The organism is Paenibacillus nicotianae, from assembly GCF_042681745.1.
Taxonomy (GTDB): Bacteria; Bacillota; Bacilli; order Paenibacillales; family Paenibacillaceae; genus Saccharibacillus; species Saccharibacillus nicotianae.
The window spans coordinates 135,283-153,419 of sequence record NZ_JBHUGF010000014.1 but is presented as its reverse complement, the minus strand read 5'-3'; the positions used below and the strand labels follow the sequence as shown (position 1 = coordinate 153,419).

At 39.6% G+C, this 18,137-nt stretch carries 17 protein-coding genes and 1 tRNA gene; 12 read left to right on the top strand and 6 right to left on the bottom strand.

Translation table 11 applies throughout. The annotated features are described in order from the left end of the window. Positions 1-7: 7 nt before the first annotated feature. Complete coding sequence (gene hisJ, locus ACFSGI_RS23120; protein ID WP_204826896.1) at positions 8-832, top strand: histidinol-phosphatase HisJ; 825 nt, start codon at positions 8-10, stop codon at positions 830-832. A 91-nt stretch (positions 833-923) separates the two neighbouring features. On the opposite strand, the gene ACFSGI_RS23115 is transcribed toward hisJ, so the two are convergent. The 3 genes from ACFSGI_RS23115 to ACFSGI_RS23105 all read right to left on the bottom strand — a co-directional run bounded on the left by ACFSGI_RS23115 (position 924) and on the right by ACFSGI_RS23105 (position 4,146). Further along, the gene (locus ACFSGI_RS23115; RefSeq protein ID WP_204826897.1) at positions 924-2,192 is read right to left on the bottom strand and encodes an ABC transporter permease; all 1,269 of its coding nucleotides are present in this window, start codon (positions 2,190-2,192) and stop codon (positions 924-926) included. Further along, entirely contained in the window at positions 2,176-3,486 is a 1,311-nt protein-coding gene (locus tag ACFSGI_RS23110; protein ID WP_379284551.1) for an HlyD family secretion protein, read from the bottom strand. Before ACFSGI_RS23110 ends, ACFSGI_RS23115 begins: the two co-directional genes overlap by 17 nt. A 138-nt stretch (positions 3,487-3,624) precedes the next feature. Continuing rightward, a complete protein-coding gene (locus ACFSGI_RS23105) occupies positions 3,625-4,146 on the bottom strand; it encodes a MarR family winged helix-turn-helix transcriptional regulator (protein WP_204826898.1) in 522 nt (173 codons plus the stop codon). 240 nt (positions 4,147-4,386) lie between these two features. On the opposite strand from ACFSGI_RS23105, the gene ACFSGI_RS23100 reads away from it, so the two are divergent. The 8 genes from ACFSGI_RS23100 to ACFSGI_RS23065 all read left to right on the top strand — a co-directional run bounded on the left by ACFSGI_RS23100 (position 4,387) and on the right by ACFSGI_RS23065 (position 12,469). After that, positions 4,387-5,334 (top strand): ribose-phosphate diphosphokinase, encoded by a 948-nt coding sequence (locus tag ACFSGI_RS23100; RefSeq protein WP_069325830.1) that lies wholly within the window; start codon positions 4,387-4,389, stop codon positions 5,332-5,334. A gap of 187 nt (positions 5,335-5,521) precedes the next feature. Then, positions 5,522-6,901 (top strand): tetratricopeptide repeat protein, encoded by a 1,380-nt coding sequence (locus ACFSGI_RS23095; RefSeq protein WP_204826899.1) that lies wholly within the window; start codon positions 5,522-5,524, stop codon positions 6,899-6,901. A 50-nt stretch (positions 6,902-6,951) separates the two neighbouring features. Continuing rightward, positions 6,952-7,905: a thioredoxin-disulfide reductase gene (gene trxB / locus ACFSGI_RS23090; RefSeq protein ID WP_204826900.1), complete on the top strand. Its 954-nt coding sequence runs from the start codon at positions 6,952-6,954 to the stop codon at positions 7,903-7,905. Between the two features lie 303 nt (positions 7,906-8,208). Next, positions 8,209-9,156, top strand: coding sequence for an ROK family glucokinase (locus ACFSGI_RS23085; RefSeq protein ID WP_204826901.1), 948 nt, complete (start codon positions 8,209-8,211; stop codon positions 9,154-9,156). 52 nt (positions 9,157-9,208) lie between these two features. Continuing rightward, positions 9,209-10,102 carry an RNase adapter RapZ gene (gene rapZ / locus ACFSGI_RS23080; protein WP_204826902.1) on the top strand — a complete coding sequence of 298 codons (894 nt, stop codon included), beginning with the start codon at positions 9,209-9,211 and terminating at the stop codon, positions 10,100-10,102. A gap of 12 nt (positions 10,103-10,114) precedes the next feature. Beyond that, positions 10,115-11,107 carry a gluconeogenesis factor YvcK family protein gene (locus tag ACFSGI_RS23075; protein WP_204826903.1) on the top strand — a complete coding sequence of 331 codons (993 nt, stop codon included), beginning with the start codon at positions 10,115-10,117 and terminating at the stop codon, positions 11,105-11,107. 5 nt (positions 11,108-11,112) lie between these two features. Further along, positions 11,113-12,051 (top strand): DNA-binding protein WhiA, encoded by a 939-nt coding sequence (whiA, locus tag ACFSGI_RS23070; RefSeq protein ID WP_204826904.1) that lies wholly within the window; start codon positions 11,113-11,115, stop codon positions 12,049-12,051. 148 nt (positions 12,052-12,199) lie between these two features. Beyond that, the gene (locus tag ACFSGI_RS23065) at positions 12,200-12,469 is read left to right on the top strand and encodes an HPr family phosphocarrier protein (protein WP_069325823.1); all 270 of its coding nucleotides are present in this window, start codon (positions 12,200-12,202) and stop codon (positions 12,467-12,469) included. 72 nt (positions 12,470-12,541) lie between these two features. On the opposite strand, the gene ACFSGI_RS23060 is transcribed toward ACFSGI_RS23065, so the two are convergent. After that, the gene (locus ACFSGI_RS23060) at positions 12,542-13,003 is read right to left on the bottom strand and encodes a stalk domain-containing protein (RefSeq protein WP_204826905.1); all 462 of its coding nucleotides are present in this window, start codon (positions 13,001-13,003) and stop codon (positions 12,542-12,544) included. A gap of 293 nt (positions 13,004-13,296) precedes the next feature. Here ACFSGI_RS23060 and ACFSGI_RS23055 point away from each other — a divergent pair, with 293 nt between their 5' ends. After that, complete coding sequence (locus ACFSGI_RS23055; RefSeq protein ID WP_204826906.1) at positions 13,297-14,058, top strand: SIMPL domain-containing protein; 762 nt, start codon at positions 13,297-13,299, stop codon at positions 14,056-14,058. Positions 14,059-14,413: 355 nt separating this feature from the next. Beyond that, positions 14,414-15,574, top strand: coding sequence for a stalk domain-containing protein (locus ACFSGI_RS23050; protein ID WP_204826907.1), 1,161 nt, complete (start codon positions 14,414-14,416; stop codon positions 15,572-15,574). Between the two features lie 169 nt (positions 15,575-15,743). Here ACFSGI_RS23050 and clpP read toward each other — a convergent pair whose 3' ends face one another. Then, positions 15,744-16,340 (bottom strand): ATP-dependent Clp endopeptidase proteolytic subunit ClpP, encoded by a 597-nt coding sequence (gene clpP / locus ACFSGI_RS23045; protein WP_379284545.1) that lies wholly within the window; start codon positions 16,338-16,340, stop codon positions 15,744-15,746. Between the two features lie 354 nt (positions 16,341-16,694). Next, positions 16,695-16,769 (bottom strand) — tRNA-Arg (locus ACFSGI_RS23040). Between the two features lie 251 nt (positions 16,770-17,020). On the opposite strand from ACFSGI_RS23040, the gene ACFSGI_RS23035 reads away from it, so the two are divergent. Then, positions 17,021-18,052 carry a sugar-binding transcriptional regulator gene (locus ACFSGI_RS23035; protein ID WP_204826908.1) on the top strand — a complete coding sequence of 344 codons (1,032 nt, stop codon included), beginning with the start codon at positions 17,021-17,023 and terminating at the stop codon, positions 18,050-18,052. The last annotated feature ends 85 nt before the right edge of the window (positions 18,053-18,137 follow it).

Below are 18,137 nucleotides of genomic sequence, written 5' to 3'. Positions count from 1 at the left end.
AAAGTCTATGCTAATTGATTATCACACGCACCATGCTCGTTGTGGGCATGCTGTAGGTGAACTTGAAGAGTATGTACAGCGCGGTATAGCAATCGGTTTGTCTCAACTAGGGTTATCAGATCATTTACCATTAATTCATGTTGATCCTGCAACGTATTATCCTGAAATGGCTATGCCGATGGATGAATTGCCACGTTATGTTGAAGAATGTCTGATGCTCAAAGAAAAGTATCGTGGTCAGATAGATATCAAAGTAGGCTTAGAAGCTGATTATATTGAAGGATATGAAGAAGTAATTCAGCATATTCTAAATCAATATCCTTTTGATTATGTAATTGGTTCGGTTCATTTTCTAGGCGAGTGGGATATCTCTGATTTTCGCCAGACTCAGGGCTGGGAAGGCAAGCATGTACTGGATGTATATCGCCAGTATTATGATGCGATCGGCAAAGCCTGTGCAACAGGATTTTATGATATTGTCGGACATCTGGATGTGATTAAGCGTTTTGGCTATATTCCTTTGCCAGAAGAGACAGAGGAACGTATCGCTCTTGAGAATAGTGCACTACAAGCGGTAAAACAAGCAGATATGGTGATGGAGCTTAATTCGTCTGGTCTATCGAAAGTCTGCAAAGAAATCTTTCCAAGTCGTCGTATTGTCGAGCAAGCGATTGCGCTGGATATTCCACTGACACTTGGCTCTGATGCGCATGATCCTTTGAAATTAAGCGATCATTTGGATGAAGCCAGAGCTTTGTTGCAAGAATTAGGTGTAGAGCAATTAGCTGTATTTGAACAACGGCAACGTTCGTCTGTGCCTTTAAATGGATAAAAAATAACCCTTTAGCTGCATGCAGTTAAAGGGTTATTTGGCTAGCATATTACGCTATATGGATTTTGTTTACACTATAATATGAGTGTGATTATATCTTTTGCGGTTTGCCACCAGAAGGTAAAGTAGCCGATGAATCGGTAGATGTTGTATTCTCGTTAGCATCAGATGTGATCACTGTTTTTCCACTATCTGTAGGTTCGTCAGGTAAAGTGTTTACACCATCACGTTCTGCTTTGCGTGCTTTACGACGCTCGTTCAAGATCAGTAAGAAGATCACGAACAGAATACAAGTAATCAGAATCAAAAATCCACCTAACTCCTGTGAAAAGTATTTCAAATCGCCACCACGGAAACCAAGTCCGCGTAAAAATTTAAAATGCCAGGATAAAGGTAACGCATGACTGACTTGTTGCAAAATAGGTGGTAACAAAGCAACCGGAATCTGTGCACCACTTAGAATAAAGGATGGTAATAGAATCATCGTAATCCGACCTGCTGCTTTGGCAGGAGAAGAAGCACTCCAACCAACCATCATACATAACAATGATAACGCAATTGTATACATAAAGAATGGAATAAATAATTGATATACATTCGCTTCAAAACGTAACCCTCCTACTTGCTTCAGACAGCCCATAACTAGATACATCGAGGCTGTTGCTATCAGAGAGTAAGGAATGACGCGAAAAACGATACTGAGCGGTTTCTGTACCATGCCTGCAAGTAAGCCTTGTTCACGTAGGCGAGGTACAATCACCAGAGTAGCACCGCCAAGAATCGATAGAAAGACTGTATTTACAAATCCGATAACAGAACTCATTAACATATTGTTCGTTGGGTTATACAGTAATCGAGTCTGCAAATTCAGTCCAGTGGATAGATTCGTTGCCTGTGTCGCGTTCAGTCCCATCGCTACAAGCTTACCAGAGGATGCAGTAGAGTTCTCTGCTGTGATCACTTCAGTAACCCCTGTACGCAAGCTAGCGGTTGCTGTAGACAAAGCTGTATCCACATAGAATCCAATATTGCTCTGGTTTCCTTGCGCACGAGCTTTCTCCAGACCTGCTGGTAAATAAATAACACCTAAATATTTTTCATTGTATAAAAAGTCATTAGGATCGGTGTAGTTGTACGTAATGTAATTAATATCAATATACTGATCAGCATCCAGTTCTTCGATCAGATGTTGACTGTATGTGCTGTGATCCATATCGACCACAGCAACAGGTGCTTCATTCAATTGATTGTTTTTAAAAACATAGCCAAAAGCGGCTGAAATAATCAATGGAGCAATAATGATAATAAAAATAAATTTACCATTCAGTATAAGCTTGAATTCATCAATTATTGCTTTCATTCGTTTGAACCTCCACCGTCATTCCCGGCAGCAATTCAGATGTGCGTTTCACATCGACACGCACAATGAAAGAAGTTGTGTCGGCTTGACCTTTTTCACGACTCATACGTAGAGCCGCATACTGTGGTGCAGAAGTAATATAACGAACAGTTCCTTGTACATCTTTGTTGAGTGAAATCACATCTGTTTTCACTTTAGCACCAGCTTTAAATGTTTTGATGTTTTCTTCGCCAACGTATAGATCATAATACAATTTACCTGTTTCGATCACGACTACCGGTGTACCCGCAGACACGTTTTCGCCTACTTTTGGTACAACACGAGTCACTTTACCATCTACAGCCGCTTTAAGTACACGACGATTTTTTTGTACATTCAAAGTATCCATATTGATTTGTAAAGAATCTTTTTGTTTTTGTAGCAATTCGATATTGTATTTACCGTTACTGATATCTTCTTGACCTTGTTGAATTTGTTTTAGGGCTTGCTGAGCTTGTGATACTTTTAGATGCGCTTGTTCGCGATCTTCAGCAGTAGCACCATTTTTCATTTTCTCAAGCGCAGTTTCTTGAGCTTTTACTTGATTGCCTGTTAGTTCTACTTGTTTTTGCGCAGTTGCTAATTGATCTTGTGCGCTTTGTAATTGTTTATTAGCAGTATCGACAGCATTTTGAGCACTATCTACACTTGCTTGCGTAGCTAATCCATTATCGAAAAGCGATTTGTTACGATCAAAGCTTGTTTGAGCAAAATCAGCAGCTTGTTGAGCCGCTGATACAGCCGTTTGTGCAGAAGTAACGGAATTGTTAGCAATTTCTACAGATTTTTTAGCTGAATCGACAGCGATTTCTTGACTGGTAATATCTTCTGCGCGTGCGCCTTGATTGACTTGCGTTTCAGCCAATTGAGCCGCTTGAATATTTAATTTAGCATTTGCTTCTTGTTCTGCTAATTTGTTAGCTTGACTGGTTAAAGAGCTTTTCGCTTGACTGATCTGCACATCAATTTGAGACATTTGTTCTTTGATGCCTTTGATTTGCAAATTAATATCATTCGTATCAAGTGTCATCAACACTTGTCCTTTTTTAACATGTTGTTCTTCAATCACTTTAACTGAGCTTAATTTACCAGATTGTCCTTCAAATGAACTGTTAACAGTATCGATAGTAAGGACACCTTCTTTTTTGAGAGCAGCCATCGAAACAGCGTCTTTACCATGCATAGTCAGTAAGTATCCACCTATACCTAGGGCAGCAATTAATACAACAATAGGAATTAATTTTACGATTTTCACTTGTTTGTGCTCCTGTTCTTCATAAATTAAATATTATTTGTTTAAGATTAAATTCAAACTATTGGTTTGTAATTATCTTAAAAAGATGTGGTACGGGGGCTGATAGTACGGTTCCGTATTACTTTGCCAAAAAAAAAGTTAACTTTGTTTAGATGTTTCTAGTCCTGCTTGAATCTTGTACAATAAACGATGTAATACTTTTTGCTCATCCTCAGTTATATGAGACATCAATTGATCAATCTGTTTCATATATACAGGAAGCGTGCTATGAATCAATTGTTTACCTTCATCGGTTAAATGAATAGATGTCATCCGGCGATCTTCATGTGCACCCCGTCGAATAAGTCCATCTTTTTCCAAACCGTTAATGAGTCCGGTCATTGTTGAACGTGTTACACCTGAATATTCAGCAAGATCAGAAGGCAACAGCGGCTTTTTACGTAATAACAATGGTACTAAAATACGCATTTTACTGGGTGATAATCCATGCCTAGCCAGTAAAGTTGAGGTTTCGTTAAATATTTCATGGGAAGTACGAATCAATAAAACCGAAGTTCGCATACAATCGATATTGAAATCAGGGTATAATTTACTTAATTCGCTTAATTTGTCCATCTCTTCTGATGGAACATGATCATCAGATGAATCTATTATCGACATTTTCTTCACCTTTCTTTAGTTCAGGACATACATTTTAATAATCACTACTTATGACTTGATTAACATATTGTACGGTTCCGTACTATATTTCGTCAAGAAAATTTTATGAAAGTTTCAGAATATAGTTTTCTTCACCGCTTTATAGATGTTTCCGGTATGATAGAAATAAATAATCTATCTGTTACTACCGATAATATTATGTTGAGTGGACGGAGTCTGGATATGAAATAGGAGGCGCTTATGAAAGATAAATTACGTATTTTCTCAGGATCATCTTGCCCGGAGTTAGCAGCTCAGATCGCCGAACGATTGGGTGTACAACTAGGCAAAATCAAATTATCTCAATTCAAAAGTGGCGAAACCTATGTTCATTATGAAGAAAGTATTCGTAATATGGATGTGTTTCTCGTGCAATCGTTATCGCATCCGATCAATGAAATGTTTGTCCAATTATTAGTGATGATCGATGCGGCGAAGCGTGCTTCTGCACGTACAATCAATATCATCGTTCCTTATTATGGATATGCAAGACAAGAGCGCAAGTCAGCTCCACGTGAACCGATCTCTGCCAAAATGGTCGCTGATGTACTGACAACAGTAGGTGCTCATCGTGTCATTACGATTGACCTACATGCGTCTGCGATTCAAGGCTTTTTCAATATTCCTGTCGATCATTTAACAGCTCTGGATCTGATCAGTGGATATCTCAAAACGAAAAAAATAGAAGATGCTGTAGTTGTTTCTCCTGACGCTGGACGAGCTTCGATGGCGGAAAAGTTAGCGAATCGTCTGGATTCGCCTTTTGCAATGATGATCAAAAAGCGTCCAGCACATAACGAATCTGTAATTACTCATGTGATCGGTAATGTAGAAGGCAAAACGCCTATTATTATCGAAGACTTGATCGATACAGGGACAACGATTATTAATGTGGTCGAAAGTCTAAAAGAACGTGGAGCCAAAGAAGTCATTGTTTGCGCGACACATGGTCTTTTTTCAGGAGCGGCTTTGCAACGTCTTGATCATCCTTATATTCGTGAACTGGTTGTAACCGATTCGATCAGCTTGCCACCAGGGCATCTGGATCGCTTAACAGTATTATCGGTTTCTCCAATGCTTGCACATGCTGTACGTATCATTATGGAAGGTGGATCTATCGCCACATTATTCAGTGATGCAGGAATTTGATCTTACTTGAATATGACGAAACAGAAGTAACTATGCATAGTTTAGGATCGTAGCTTTAGTGTGCTTCTGGGATATGATATACTTATCCGATAACAATTTTTACTTTAAAGGAATAGTCGTCTAATTCTAAATATATGATTAACTATCGATAAAAGTGGTATAGAAACAAAGGAGGTGCCTTGATCCGGTGAATGATTATAAGCGAAAAGTAGGAGAAGATGAGAGCAAAGTCATCTCGCTTCATTGGGATGCTAATTTCTTTTTTGAAAGAGCTGTCCGTTCATTAGACCGTCATCATTATGACAAGGCATTGAAGTATTTTCAAAAAGCTGTTGAATATGAACCTAATAATCCTGTGAATCATTGCAATATGGCGGGTATATTATCAGAGATAGGTAATTATGAAGCTTCGAATCAAGTACTTGCTAATATTCTGGATGTAGTCGATCCGGCTATGGTTGAATGTCATTTCTATATGGCGAATAATTATGCCAATATGAGTCATTTTGAACAAGCAGAGACCTCATTGCTAACTTATCTAGAATTGGATAAAGACGGTCAATTTCAGGATGAAGCTGGAGAAATGATGGAGTTGTTACACAAAGAATTGAAGCGGTCATCAAGTACGAATCACGATACGAAATTACCTGTTAATGATTATGATTCGGCACGAAGCTTATTAGAGCAAGGGCAGTTTGTAGAAGCGGCTGAACAGTTAGAGCAGGTGATCGCAGCGCAACCTGATCTTCATACAGCACGCAACAATTTAGCTATCGCTTTGTATTATCAGGGTCACATCACTGAAGCGGCTCTACAGATTGAAGAAGTTCTGTTGCGAGACCCGCATAATCTTCATGGATTATGCAATCAGGCAATCTTGATGCAACATTTAGGGCAGACAGAGCAAGTGAAGCAACAAATCAGCGTGTTAACACGTATGATTCCTTTTCAAAAGGAGCATTTGCTAAAGTTGGCTACAACTCTTGGCATGTTAGGTGAGCATCAATTAGCATATACTTATTTTCGCAAGCTTATCAAGCAGCAAGAATCTGTTCATGAGTGGGCGCTTTATCACTATGCGGCAACAGCGGCATGTCATTTGCATAAAGTAGATGAAGCTCGCAAGTTATGGAGTATGATTTTGCGTTTTGAACCGGAAGCAGAAGTACCTGCATTCTATATGGAACATGTGGAACAGATTAAGCTTGGTAAGTTGATGCCATCCTATCATTATCAGTTGTCATTTCTATCCAAAAGTGCAGCTCCATCTAAAGTACATATAGAAAATTATATGTATGCAGAACCTACACATATTCAATTGCTTCATATTTTAGCGCATGGAAATGAACAACAACAGCTACGCGCGATTGAATCATATGTATTGGATGATAATGAAGAAGTCTATCAAGCCTTACGCCAATTATTACTCCAGCCACAGATTTCAGATACACTACGTAAAGAAGTGAAACGTGTACTACGACAAAGAGTAAATACACAGGCGTTATCGGCCGATTATTATAAAGTGGATACAGAACCTACGGTATCTAACCTGTCTGTTTTGGATTAATAGGTTTGTGATAACTATACTTTTAACTACATCAAGGAGGTTTTCTATTTATGTATAAAACAATCGTTATTGGTACAGGACCTGCTGGATTAACAGCAGCTATCTATTTGGCTCGTGCAAATCTACAACCTTTGATTATTGAAGGGTTACAACCTGGTGGACAATTAACTACAACAACAGAAGTAGAAAATTTCCCGGGCTTTACAGAAGGTATTATGGGACCTGAATTAATGGACAATATGCGTAAGCAAGCAGAGCGCTTTGGTGCAGAATTCAAATCAGGTTGGGTAGAAAATGTAGACTTTTCTCAACGTCCGTTTAAAGTAAAAGTAGAAGGAATGGGCGAGTTAGAAGCTGAATCTGTAATCATTTCAACAGGTGCTTCTGCAAGATACTTGGGTATTCCGGGAGAACAAGATAATGTAGGACGTGGTGTAAGTACATGTGCTACTTGTGATGGATTCTTTTTCCGCGGTAAAAAACTAATTGTTGTCGGTGGCGGCGATTCAGCGATGGAAGAAGCAAGCTTTTTGACTCGTTTTGCGACAGAAGTAACAGTAGTTAATCGTCGTGATGAGTTGCGTGCTTCCAAAATCATGCAAGACCGTGCACAAGACAATCCTAAAATTAAATGGCAATTAAACCGCAAACCAGTTGAAGTGGTAGCGGATGGTATGGGTGTTAAAGGTCTAAAAGTGCTAAACAATGAAACAGGACAAGAAGAAGTCATTGAAGCAGATGGCGTATTCGTAGCGATCGGTCATACACCGAATACTGGTTTCTTGGGCGAACAAATTCATACAGATGGACATGGTTATATCATGGTTACTCCAGGCACTACAGAAACCAATATCCCGGGCGTATTCGCTTGTGGTGATGTGCAAGATACACGTTATCGTCAAGCGATTACAGCAGCAGGTAGCGGCTGTATGGCAGCGATGGATTGTGAGAAATATCTTGAAGGCAGTATGGTACACGACTGGAGCGAAACGCTTAACGAGTAAGAACGTAGATAGAGAAGGGAGCCATCATGGCTCCCTTTTTGACGGTATTGCACAAGACAACAGAGCCACGGGTTCGCTTGACCAGAATCTAAGGTTCGCTTATAGTGGGATACGTACATTCATCTGAAGCATGTTCTATCTTATATATCCAAACCTAATCATATTCCTATGATAAAAAGTCACTATTTTGTATACTTTTGAATCGCTCAAAGGATGATACAATTACGTATAATCATAGTAATGGTTAGAGATTTTATAAATCACGAACTATTAAATTTCGAATGGAAAAGGTGGATCGGTCATATGTCTGAAAATATTTATATTGGTGTTGATCTTGGAGGCACAGCTATTAAAGTAGGTATCTGCAATCAAGAAGGAGAATTGCTCCATACGTATGAAGGTCCAACTGAGAAAGAAAAAAGCTCGGATGCGGTTATCGATAATATTGAAAAATATGTACGTTATATCGTAGAGCAATCGCCTTATGAGTGGGATCAAGTTGTAGGCGTTGGAGCTGGGGTCGCTGGCTTTACCGATGTGCGTGCTGGCGTTATTTTGATGGCTCCTAACATCAATTTTCAGAATGTGCCGATCCGTGCTATTTTGGAAGAACGTTTAGGCAAAACGATTCGTGTCGATAATGATGCTAACGTAGCTGCACTAGGCGAAGCTTGGAGTGGAGCAGGTAAAGGCATTACAGATTGCGTTTGTTATACATTAGGTACAGGTGTAGGCGGCGGTATTATTGTAAATGGTCATATTTATCAAGGATTTTCAGGCTTAGCTGGTGAGATCGGTCATATTTCAGTTGTGCCTGATTTGGAAGCGATTAAATGTGGTTGTGGCAAAATGGGCTGTCTTGAAACGGTATCTTCAGCAACAGGAATTGTACGTATGGCAGTAGAAGCGGTAGAACGCGGCGATCATACTTCTTTATCTTCAATAGAAAAAGTATCGGCAAAAGATATTTTTGATGCAGCCAAAGCAGGGGACGAAGTCAGTATCCGTATTATCAATCGTGCTGCTTTTTACTTGGGTAAATCAATGGCTGCTGTAGCAGCAACATTAAATCCAGAGCGCTTTATTATCGGTGGTGGTGTATCCAAAGCTGGTGATATTTTGTTCAATGAAATCCGTAGAGTCTTTGCTGAATTAACACCTGAACCGTTGCAACGTGGAGTGGAAATTATTCCGGCGAAGCTTGGTAACGATGCAGGAATTGTTGGAGCAGCAGGTTTATTATTACGCTAGTATTTAGCTATCAAATCAAAGTCTAGAGTCGTTAAAGGGAGGGTACTTGAGCATGAGCAAAAGCGAAAATTCATCGACAGCAACAATGATCATTATTACCGGAATGTCTGGAGCAGGCAAAACGATTGCTGTACAGAGTCTTGAAGATCTTGGATTCTTTTGTGTAGATAATTTGCCACCTGTACTTATTCCAAAGTTCGCTGAATTAATAGAGCAATCCAATGGTAAAATCGGTAAAGTTGCACTTGTTATTGATTTACGCGGACGTGAATTTTTTGCTGCTCTGTCTGAATCCCTGAGCTATATCAAAAACCACTATACGATTCATTCTGAAATATTATTTTTGGATTCTAGCGATTCGGTACTGGTTCAGCGGTATAAAGAAAGCAGACGCCGGCATCCGCTAGCGCCTGAAGGTATGCCGCTGGATGGTATTCGTTTAGAGCGTCAGATGTTAGATGATCTCAAAACATCGGCGACTCAGATTATCGACACAAGCATTATCAAGCCTGCTCAATTGAAAGAGAAAATTATTGCTCGTTTTTCTCATTTAGAATCCAATCGATTATCGATTAATGTAACTTCATTTGGCTTCAAATACGGGATTCCGATCGATGCCGATCTCATTTTCGATGTTCGTTTTTTACCGAATCCTCACTATATTGATCATTTGAGGCCGCATACCGGGCAGGATAGTGATGTGTACGAATATGTAATGAAATGGCCAGAAACACAAGCTTTTCTGACTAAATTATTAGATATGTTACATTTCTTAATTCCTCATTATCGGAATGAAGGCAAAAGTCAGGTCATTATAGGCATTGGTTGTACAGGCGGTAAGCATCGTTCTGTTGCGATCTCTGAATATCTGGGTCGTATGCTTGGTGCAAGCGAAACAGAAACTGTACGTGTTAGTCATAGGGATGCTGATCGCGATCGGCATTAAGGAGTGAAAGATATGTCTATTTCACAACCCACTTTACCTGTGGTTCGTCCTCGAATCGTGGTTATGGGTGGTGGCACCGGGTTGTCGGTCATGCTTAGGGGTCTCAAAGAAAAGCCATTGGATATTACAGCGATCGTTACAGTAGCAGACGATGGTGGAAGTTCAGGTATTCTTCGAGACGAACTAAAAATGCCGCCTCCAGGTGATATTCGTAATGTACTCACCGCTTTGGCGGATGTAGAACCTCTTTTATCAGAGATGCTCAAATATCGTTTTCAAAAAGGCGAAGGACTTGCAGGTCATAGCTTAGGTAACCTGATTCTGGCAGCAATGACAGATATATCGGGCGATTTCGTGACTGCTGTTCGAGAATTGAGTCGTGTATTTGCTGTACGTGGACAAGTGCTTCCAGCAGCAGAACAGGCTGTTATTCTACATGCCGAGATGGAGGATGGCTCTATCGTCACTGGGGAGTCGAAGATTCCTGAAGCCGGTCAAAAAATCAAACGCATTTTTTTGGAACCTGATCATGTCGAACCATTGCCTGATGCGGTACTTGCGATTCAGCAGGCAGATGCGATCTTGATTGGACCTGGCAGTCTGTATACAAGTCTGTTGCCCAATTTGCTTGTGCATAAGCTTGCAGATGCGATATTGAATTCTAATGCGCTCAAATTATTTATCTGCAACGTGATGACACAGCCGGGAGAAACAGATCACTATACAGTAAGTGATCATTTGAATGCGATCTATGAGCATGTCGGTCATCGCTTATTCGATTATGTGATTGTAAATAACGATCCTATTCCTTTGAAAATGCAAAAACGGTATGCCGAACAAGGAGCGAAGCCAGTCATTCTTGATCTGGAAACAGTAGAATCGCTCGGCTATAAAGTCATAGCGGACAAACTGGTGCTCTATGGAACCTATCTTCGTCATGATGCAGATAAGTTAAGTCATCATATTTATGAACAAGTTAAAAAATCTATGTTATCGAAAGGGTGAGTCCATTGTCATTTGCGGCGCAGACGAAAAAAGAATTAACGATGGTAGAGGCTGATGACTGTTGTGAACATGCAGAACTGTCTGCGCTTATACGGATGAATGGTTCAGTGCAAATATCCAATAAGAAAGTTATCTTGGATATTTCTACTGAAAATGCCGCTATCGCAAGACGGATCTATTCCCTGATCAAAAAGCATTTTGCTGTGCATACCGAGTTGCTTGTACGCAAAAAAATGCGTCTTAAAAAAAATAATGTCTACATTGTTCGTATTCCGATGGGTGTACAAAGTATTCTGACTACACTCAAAATTGTGTCTGAAGGATTTATGTTTACACCGGGAATCAATACCGAGATGGTACGCAAAAACTGCTGTAAACGCGCTTACTTGCGAGGTGCTTTTATGGCAGGTGGATCGGTCAATAATCCAGAAGGGTCATCGTATCATCTGGAAATTGCATCGATGTATGAAGAACAATGTCAGGCGCTTGTTGATCTTGCGAATGAATTTGAATTGAATGCTCGCTGTATTGAGCGCAAAAAAGGATTTATTTTGTATATCAAAGAAGGCGAAAAGATTATTGAGTTCTTGAGTATTATTGGAGCTCATCAAGCGCTATTCAAATTTGAAGATGTTCGTATTATGCGAGATATGCGTAATTCAGTGAATCGTATCGTCAATTGTGAAACGGCTAACTTGAACAAAACAATTGGAGCAGCAGTTCGTCAGATTGATAACATCAAATTTATCCAGCGTCGTATTGGGCTTGAACAATTGCCGGATAAATTGCGTGAAGTAGCAGAGATTCGTCTAGCACATCCTGATATGAACCTCAAAGAAGTAGGCGAAATGCTTAAAGGCGGAGTCAGTAAGTCTGGAGTTAATCATCGTCTACGTAAATTAGACGAGATGGCTGAAAAGATGCGTAATGAACACTATGCTTGAATAAAATAATCTAACGTAAGCTTTATTTTTTTCTAGTACGGTGCGTGCTATAATGGTATAGTGTTATGAACATGGTATTAAACACTGTGAGCTGCTTACGCACGCTCAATAGATGTAATGAATATGTATTATAGGGGGTAACGATCTCATGACAAAACACCCGGTTGTTGTTCGATTAAAAACGGGATTACACGCAAGACCTGCAGCATTGTTTGTACAGGAAGCGAATAAATATTCTTCAGAGATTTTTGTTGAAAAAGATGATAAAAAAGTGAATGCTAAAAGTATCATGGGCATTATGAGCCTTGCGATCAGTTCTGGCACTGAAGTATACATTAGTGCAGAAGGCGCAGATTCAGAATCTGCTGTAAACGCTTTAGTCAGTCTAGTAAGCAAAGAAGAATTAGAAAACCAATAAGCCCCCCATAGCGATATGGAGGGCACGCCGTCACAGATTGCTGTGGCGGTTTTTTGTATAGTTATTCTAATCTTAACTTAGAAAAATTCCTTTTTTGGCAAAGTTCAATTTCAATTGAAATGCATTCCATGAACTTTGATATCCGAAGCCATCACGTAATACAGCAAATGGAATATACATACGTCCATTGACGACTGTAGCATCAGGCCCATTCCATTGATGATTATTAAGACGCATCGTTACGCCAGAATTACTCATGATCATATCGAGCTGATCATCATTTTGCAATAATGTATATGTTTTGACGCCAGATTCATAACGTAACGTCATTCCTATCGAGTCACGTAGCATAACGACTGGAATCATCGTATTACCACCGATCAAAAGACCATTTTGCGGAAGGCGTGTTCCATTCCATTCTAACTTCACTTCACGCGGCTTGGCTGGAGTGGCAGCTTGAATAGCGGTTGTATTAAAAATTAAAATACTCATCATAAGCAAAATGGAACTCCATAGATATTTGTTTTTTGACATGGTGACTCTCCCCTCATTCTATTATTCCCGATCTCGTGTACTCATTATAGCGCTAAAGTCCATAATGGTGGGATTATATGAGATTATAAAAAAAATAATCTTACTTGTCACGATGAACTTGAACAATGCTCAACTTGTTGTGTGAAATACATATGATCTTCGCTAATTTCTCTCTATTTTCGGCCGAGTTAGAAAAACAACTCCTCTCTTCAAAATCGATCAAATCATCAATCATGCAACTTTTATTTGCCCCTTATCGTTTAGTAGGTACAACCCATAAAGGAGTGAATAAAATGAAAAGAACAAGTAAATCATTAGCTTCATTGATGCTCGCAGGTACATTATTAACAGGTATTAGTGCATTTGTAGCACTGCCTAGTCATACAACGTATGCAGCGGAAACGGCAGTTACAACAGCACCAGGTGTAATTAATGTGAGTGGTACAGGTAAATTAACAGTCAAACCAGACATCTCCTATTTAACGATCGGAGTACAGACAACTTCAACGACTGCTGCCAAAGCCCAATCAGCCAATGCTGAGAAAATGGCAAAATTGAATACTTTGCTCAAAGGGCAATGGAAAATTCCAAACGCAGATATTGAGAGTGTTCAATTCTATGTACAACCCAACTATGATTATAACGGTAAAGACCAGCAAAAAGTTACAGGGTATACGGCATATCATAGTTTGCAAGTGACTTATCGTGATTTGGACAAACTAGGTTCTTTGTTGGATGATGCTGCTAAGTCAGGAGCTAACAATATCGGGTCAGTAAGCTTTGGTATCGAAAATGAAGATACTTATCAAGAGCAAGTTATTGCCAAAGCGATGGCTAATGCAAAAGTAAGAGCTCAATCGATTGCCAAAGCAGCGAATCTTTCTTTAGGAAGTCTGTTGTCTGTAAGTGATCCAGGCGTAAGTGCACCACCTGTAGTGTATATGGAAAAACAAAGTGCTAAAGCGCTGGATACTTCTGAAGCTTCTGGTACAGCGATCGAACCAGGTACCATTGAATTGAATGCTACTCTTAACGTGCAGTATGCTATGAATTAACAGATTGAAGCGTGAATGAATCTGTTTAGAGCAAAATAATCAGAATTGTAACTAATTATACGTGCAAATCTACGTATCGTTTCAGGATAGTAGAAGTTTGTTAAAGCAGAACAGTCCTCGAATTACAAACGTTTATCTTGTTCATGATCTATAGGAACAAGATAAACGTTTTTTTGATATCATGCATAAAAACCTGAAAATGTTTTACATTTTCATCATTTTTACTATGTCAATCGTGACTATGTTGTAAATTGATATTTAGTGATTTGTAAATCTCTTTGTAGATGTTAAGAATATAATAAAGAAGGTTAAACCAAATATAACATGGTACATAATATTAAAGGAGAGATCATTAATGAAAACGACTCAACATCATACATCCCAAGCACATTTGAAAAAAATCTCAGCATTTCTGTTAGCAACAACGATTGCTACTGTAGGAACGGTAGCTGTTCTACCAGGAACTTCTTATACAGCGCAAGCAGCTACTACATCTTCTACTGCCAAAGCCAAAGCTATTCATGTGCAAGTAGAAGGTAAAGCTATCGCTACGACAGGTATTGTGAGTGTAAATGGTAGTTCGCTACTTCCTTTAAAAGACACAGCTAAAGCTATCGGCGCTACAGTGACTTATAATGCTAAAGAGAAAACAGTTACCGTGACAAAAGATAAGCATAAAGCATCTTTTGCTCTAGGATCAGATGTAAATGACGGTGTATTTGTCACATTGGATGGAAGTACAGTTGGAGATAGTTACGATGCTAAAATAGTCAATGGTACTTCTTATGTAGCCATCAAAGCAGTGACAGATCCATTGGGATATCGCGCGGTATGGAATGGTGCTACACGTACTGTAAATATCACAAAAGAAGGCGTAAATAATATTGACATCACAAGTGCTACTCTAAAACCGGCAAAAACAAATAGTTATACAGAAACGAATATTCAATATCCAGTAATATCCGGTCTAGATAATGCAGAAGCTGAAGTCGCTATTAATAAAGCTCTTAAAGCTCATGTGCAGACCTATTTGGAACAAACACAAAAACAAGCGAAAGAATTAGGGGCTCCTCCTAAAGATTCAGCTATGACATATGAAATAGATAGTGGTTATAAAGTAACGTATAACCGTAACGGTGTATTAAGTGTATTAGTAAACGACTATGAATTTCTTGGCGGGGCACACGGCGGGGCTACACTAACTGGAATGACGTTCTCCTTGAAAGACGGTAAACAAATTCAATTGAGTGATCTACTCAAATCCAATAGTAATTACCGTAAAGATATTAACAAAACCATTAATACTCAAATGAAAAAAGAAGGAGATCTTTACTTTGCAGATAGTTTTAAAGGAATTGCTGCTAATCAAGGATACTATTTAACAGATAGTGGACTAACTATTTATTTCCAACAATATGAGATTGCACCTTATGCAGCAGGTACGCCAGAATTCTCATTTACGTTCAAACAACTCCTACCTACAGGCGTAAATCCGCTTGATGCGTATAAAGCTTAATTGGATAAGATCAGTAATGAGTTTATAAAAAAATCTCAACATTATTTTCGATAGTTATAAAGTAAGAGTAGCAGGTAATAGACTCATTATGATAAAGAATAGACAAAAAAGCCTCCGGTTGATACCCCGGAGGCTTTTTCGCGTGTTGTTCCAGCATGCTGGAGTAAAATTATACCCCTTGTGGAGGTGTATTTTCAATCACTTTATCCACTAAACCATATTCTTGTGCTTCAGCAGCAGTCATAAAGTAATCGCGGTCTGTATCTTTTTCGATACGTTCCAACGGTTGACCTGTGCGATCAGCTAGAATTTTGTTCAATTTGTCGCGCATTTTAAGAATACGACGAGCACGAATTTCGATATCTGTTGCTTGTCCTTGTGCGCCACCAAGTGGCTGGTGAATCATGATTTCGCTGTTAGGCAAAGCAAAACGTTTACCTTTCGCACCAGCGTTTAGCAAGAATGCACCCATACTTGCTGCCATACCTACACAGATGGTAGATACATCAGCTTTGATAAATTGCATTGTATCGTAAATAGCCATTCCCGCAGTGATCGAACCGCCTGGACTGTTAACATATAGGTGGATGTCTTTCTCCGGGTCTTCGGCTTCCAGAAACAGCATTTGTGCAATAATCGCGTTAGCTACAACATCATTAACTTCAGAACCTAGAAAAATAATGCGGTCTTTTAACAGACGAGAGTAAATGTCATAGGCACGTTCTCCACGACTGCTTTGTTCAACGACCATTGGAATATAACTCACTAGAAACCCTCCTTCAAAGTTGTACATCATAATAGAATAATTATAGATCAAATATTGTATTAGAAGATACTCATTGTTCTTACCACATTATAGGATAAGTCGAATCAAAAGTCAAAGAAAGTCAAACTATCCTGATCAAAAGTGTAGGAACATCTGTAAAATAGGTTAATGAAGAAGAGGGCAACCCAAATTTGGGTATAAAAATAACCAGCATCGGCTGGTTAAAGGGTGTTCTGCATTTATAAGTCAATCACTTAATGTTGCGCAAATAATTCTTAGATATGATAGAACATATCAAAAGGCATTGGATCGTACAGATGGACTATCTAAAAAGGATGAAATAAAAAATATAAATGGCGCGCCCGCCAAGAATCGAACTTGGATCTCAGGCTTCGGAGGCCTACGTCATATCCATTGGACCACGGGCGCACATCAAAATAGCAATACGATTGATTATAGGATATCTACCTATAAAAAGCAAGTTAGCTTTGAAGGAAATAGCCTATAAAAACGATAACATCAACCTCTCACAGAATAGTTGTCTTAAAAACTTGCTTCTGCATGGAAAATTGGTTAAGATAGACGTGGGACTTAAAAAGTTATGCCGGGACATTTTGAGTCCATTGAAAAATTGCGGATCTAATGAACACTGAGCGAGATAAGTTGCAGGAGTGGAATGCATGCGAAAAATATTAGAAATACAAAAGCAGCTTCTGCCCGATCTCACCGAAGTACTCAAAAAAAGATATACGATTCTGCATCAGGTTATGATGGTAGGGCTGGTTGGAAGAAGATCACTCGCCACATCGCTTAATATGACTGAACGCGTTTTACGTGCAGAGACTGATCTTCTCAAATCGCAAGGATTACTTGAGATTGAAAGTACAGGAATGAAGGTTAGTGAAGCAGGCAAGCAATTGCTTGATGAGCTAGAGCCTATTATTCAGGAACTGCTTGGATTATCCAATCTGGAAGAACGTATCCGCACTTTCTATAAGTTGAGACAAGTGATTGTCGTTCCTGGTGATAGTGACATATCTATTATGGCTAAGCAAGAGCTTGGACGAGCAGGAGCCAAAGCGCTGCTCAGTGTCATCCGTGAGGACGATGTCGTTGCTGTTACAGGAGGCTTTACATTAGCTGAAGTCGCCGAGCAACTCAGTCCATCCATACCGGCACCTCTCAAGAATGCCTGGTTCGTACCGGCAAGAGGCGGACTTGGAGAGAGTATGGAATTTCAGGCGAACTCGATTGCTTCCACTATGGCAAAGCGTGTAGGCGCACAGTATCGTTTATTGCATATTCCAGACTTGTTGCGTGAAGATGCTTATGAATTGCTTTATCAAGATCAGAATATCCGCGAAATTGTCGGTCTGATTCGTAAAGCACGTATCATCATGCATGGAATCGGAGATGCGATGGAGATGGTGCGTCGCCGTAGACTTGAACCCGAGGCAGCGGAAGAAATTCATGCCGCTGGAGCTGTTGCTGAATCATTCGGTCATTATTTTAATGAACAGGGTGAGACGGTGCACCAGATGTTAACGATGGGACTTCAGCTCGATGATATTTCCAAAGCGGAAGTGGTTATCGGTATTGCTGGAGGTCGTAGCAAAGCCAAATCGATTCATGCTGTACTCAAATTCGGTCAGGAAGATATTCTGGTCATTGACGAAGCCGCCGCTAGAGAAATTGTAAAAGAACTAGAATAGTCCTTTTGCTTCATTTTCGAATGTCTAGCGGTCGGCACACAAGATTTACTTTATAATGTTGTCTTGACATGCCTTTTATAAGGTT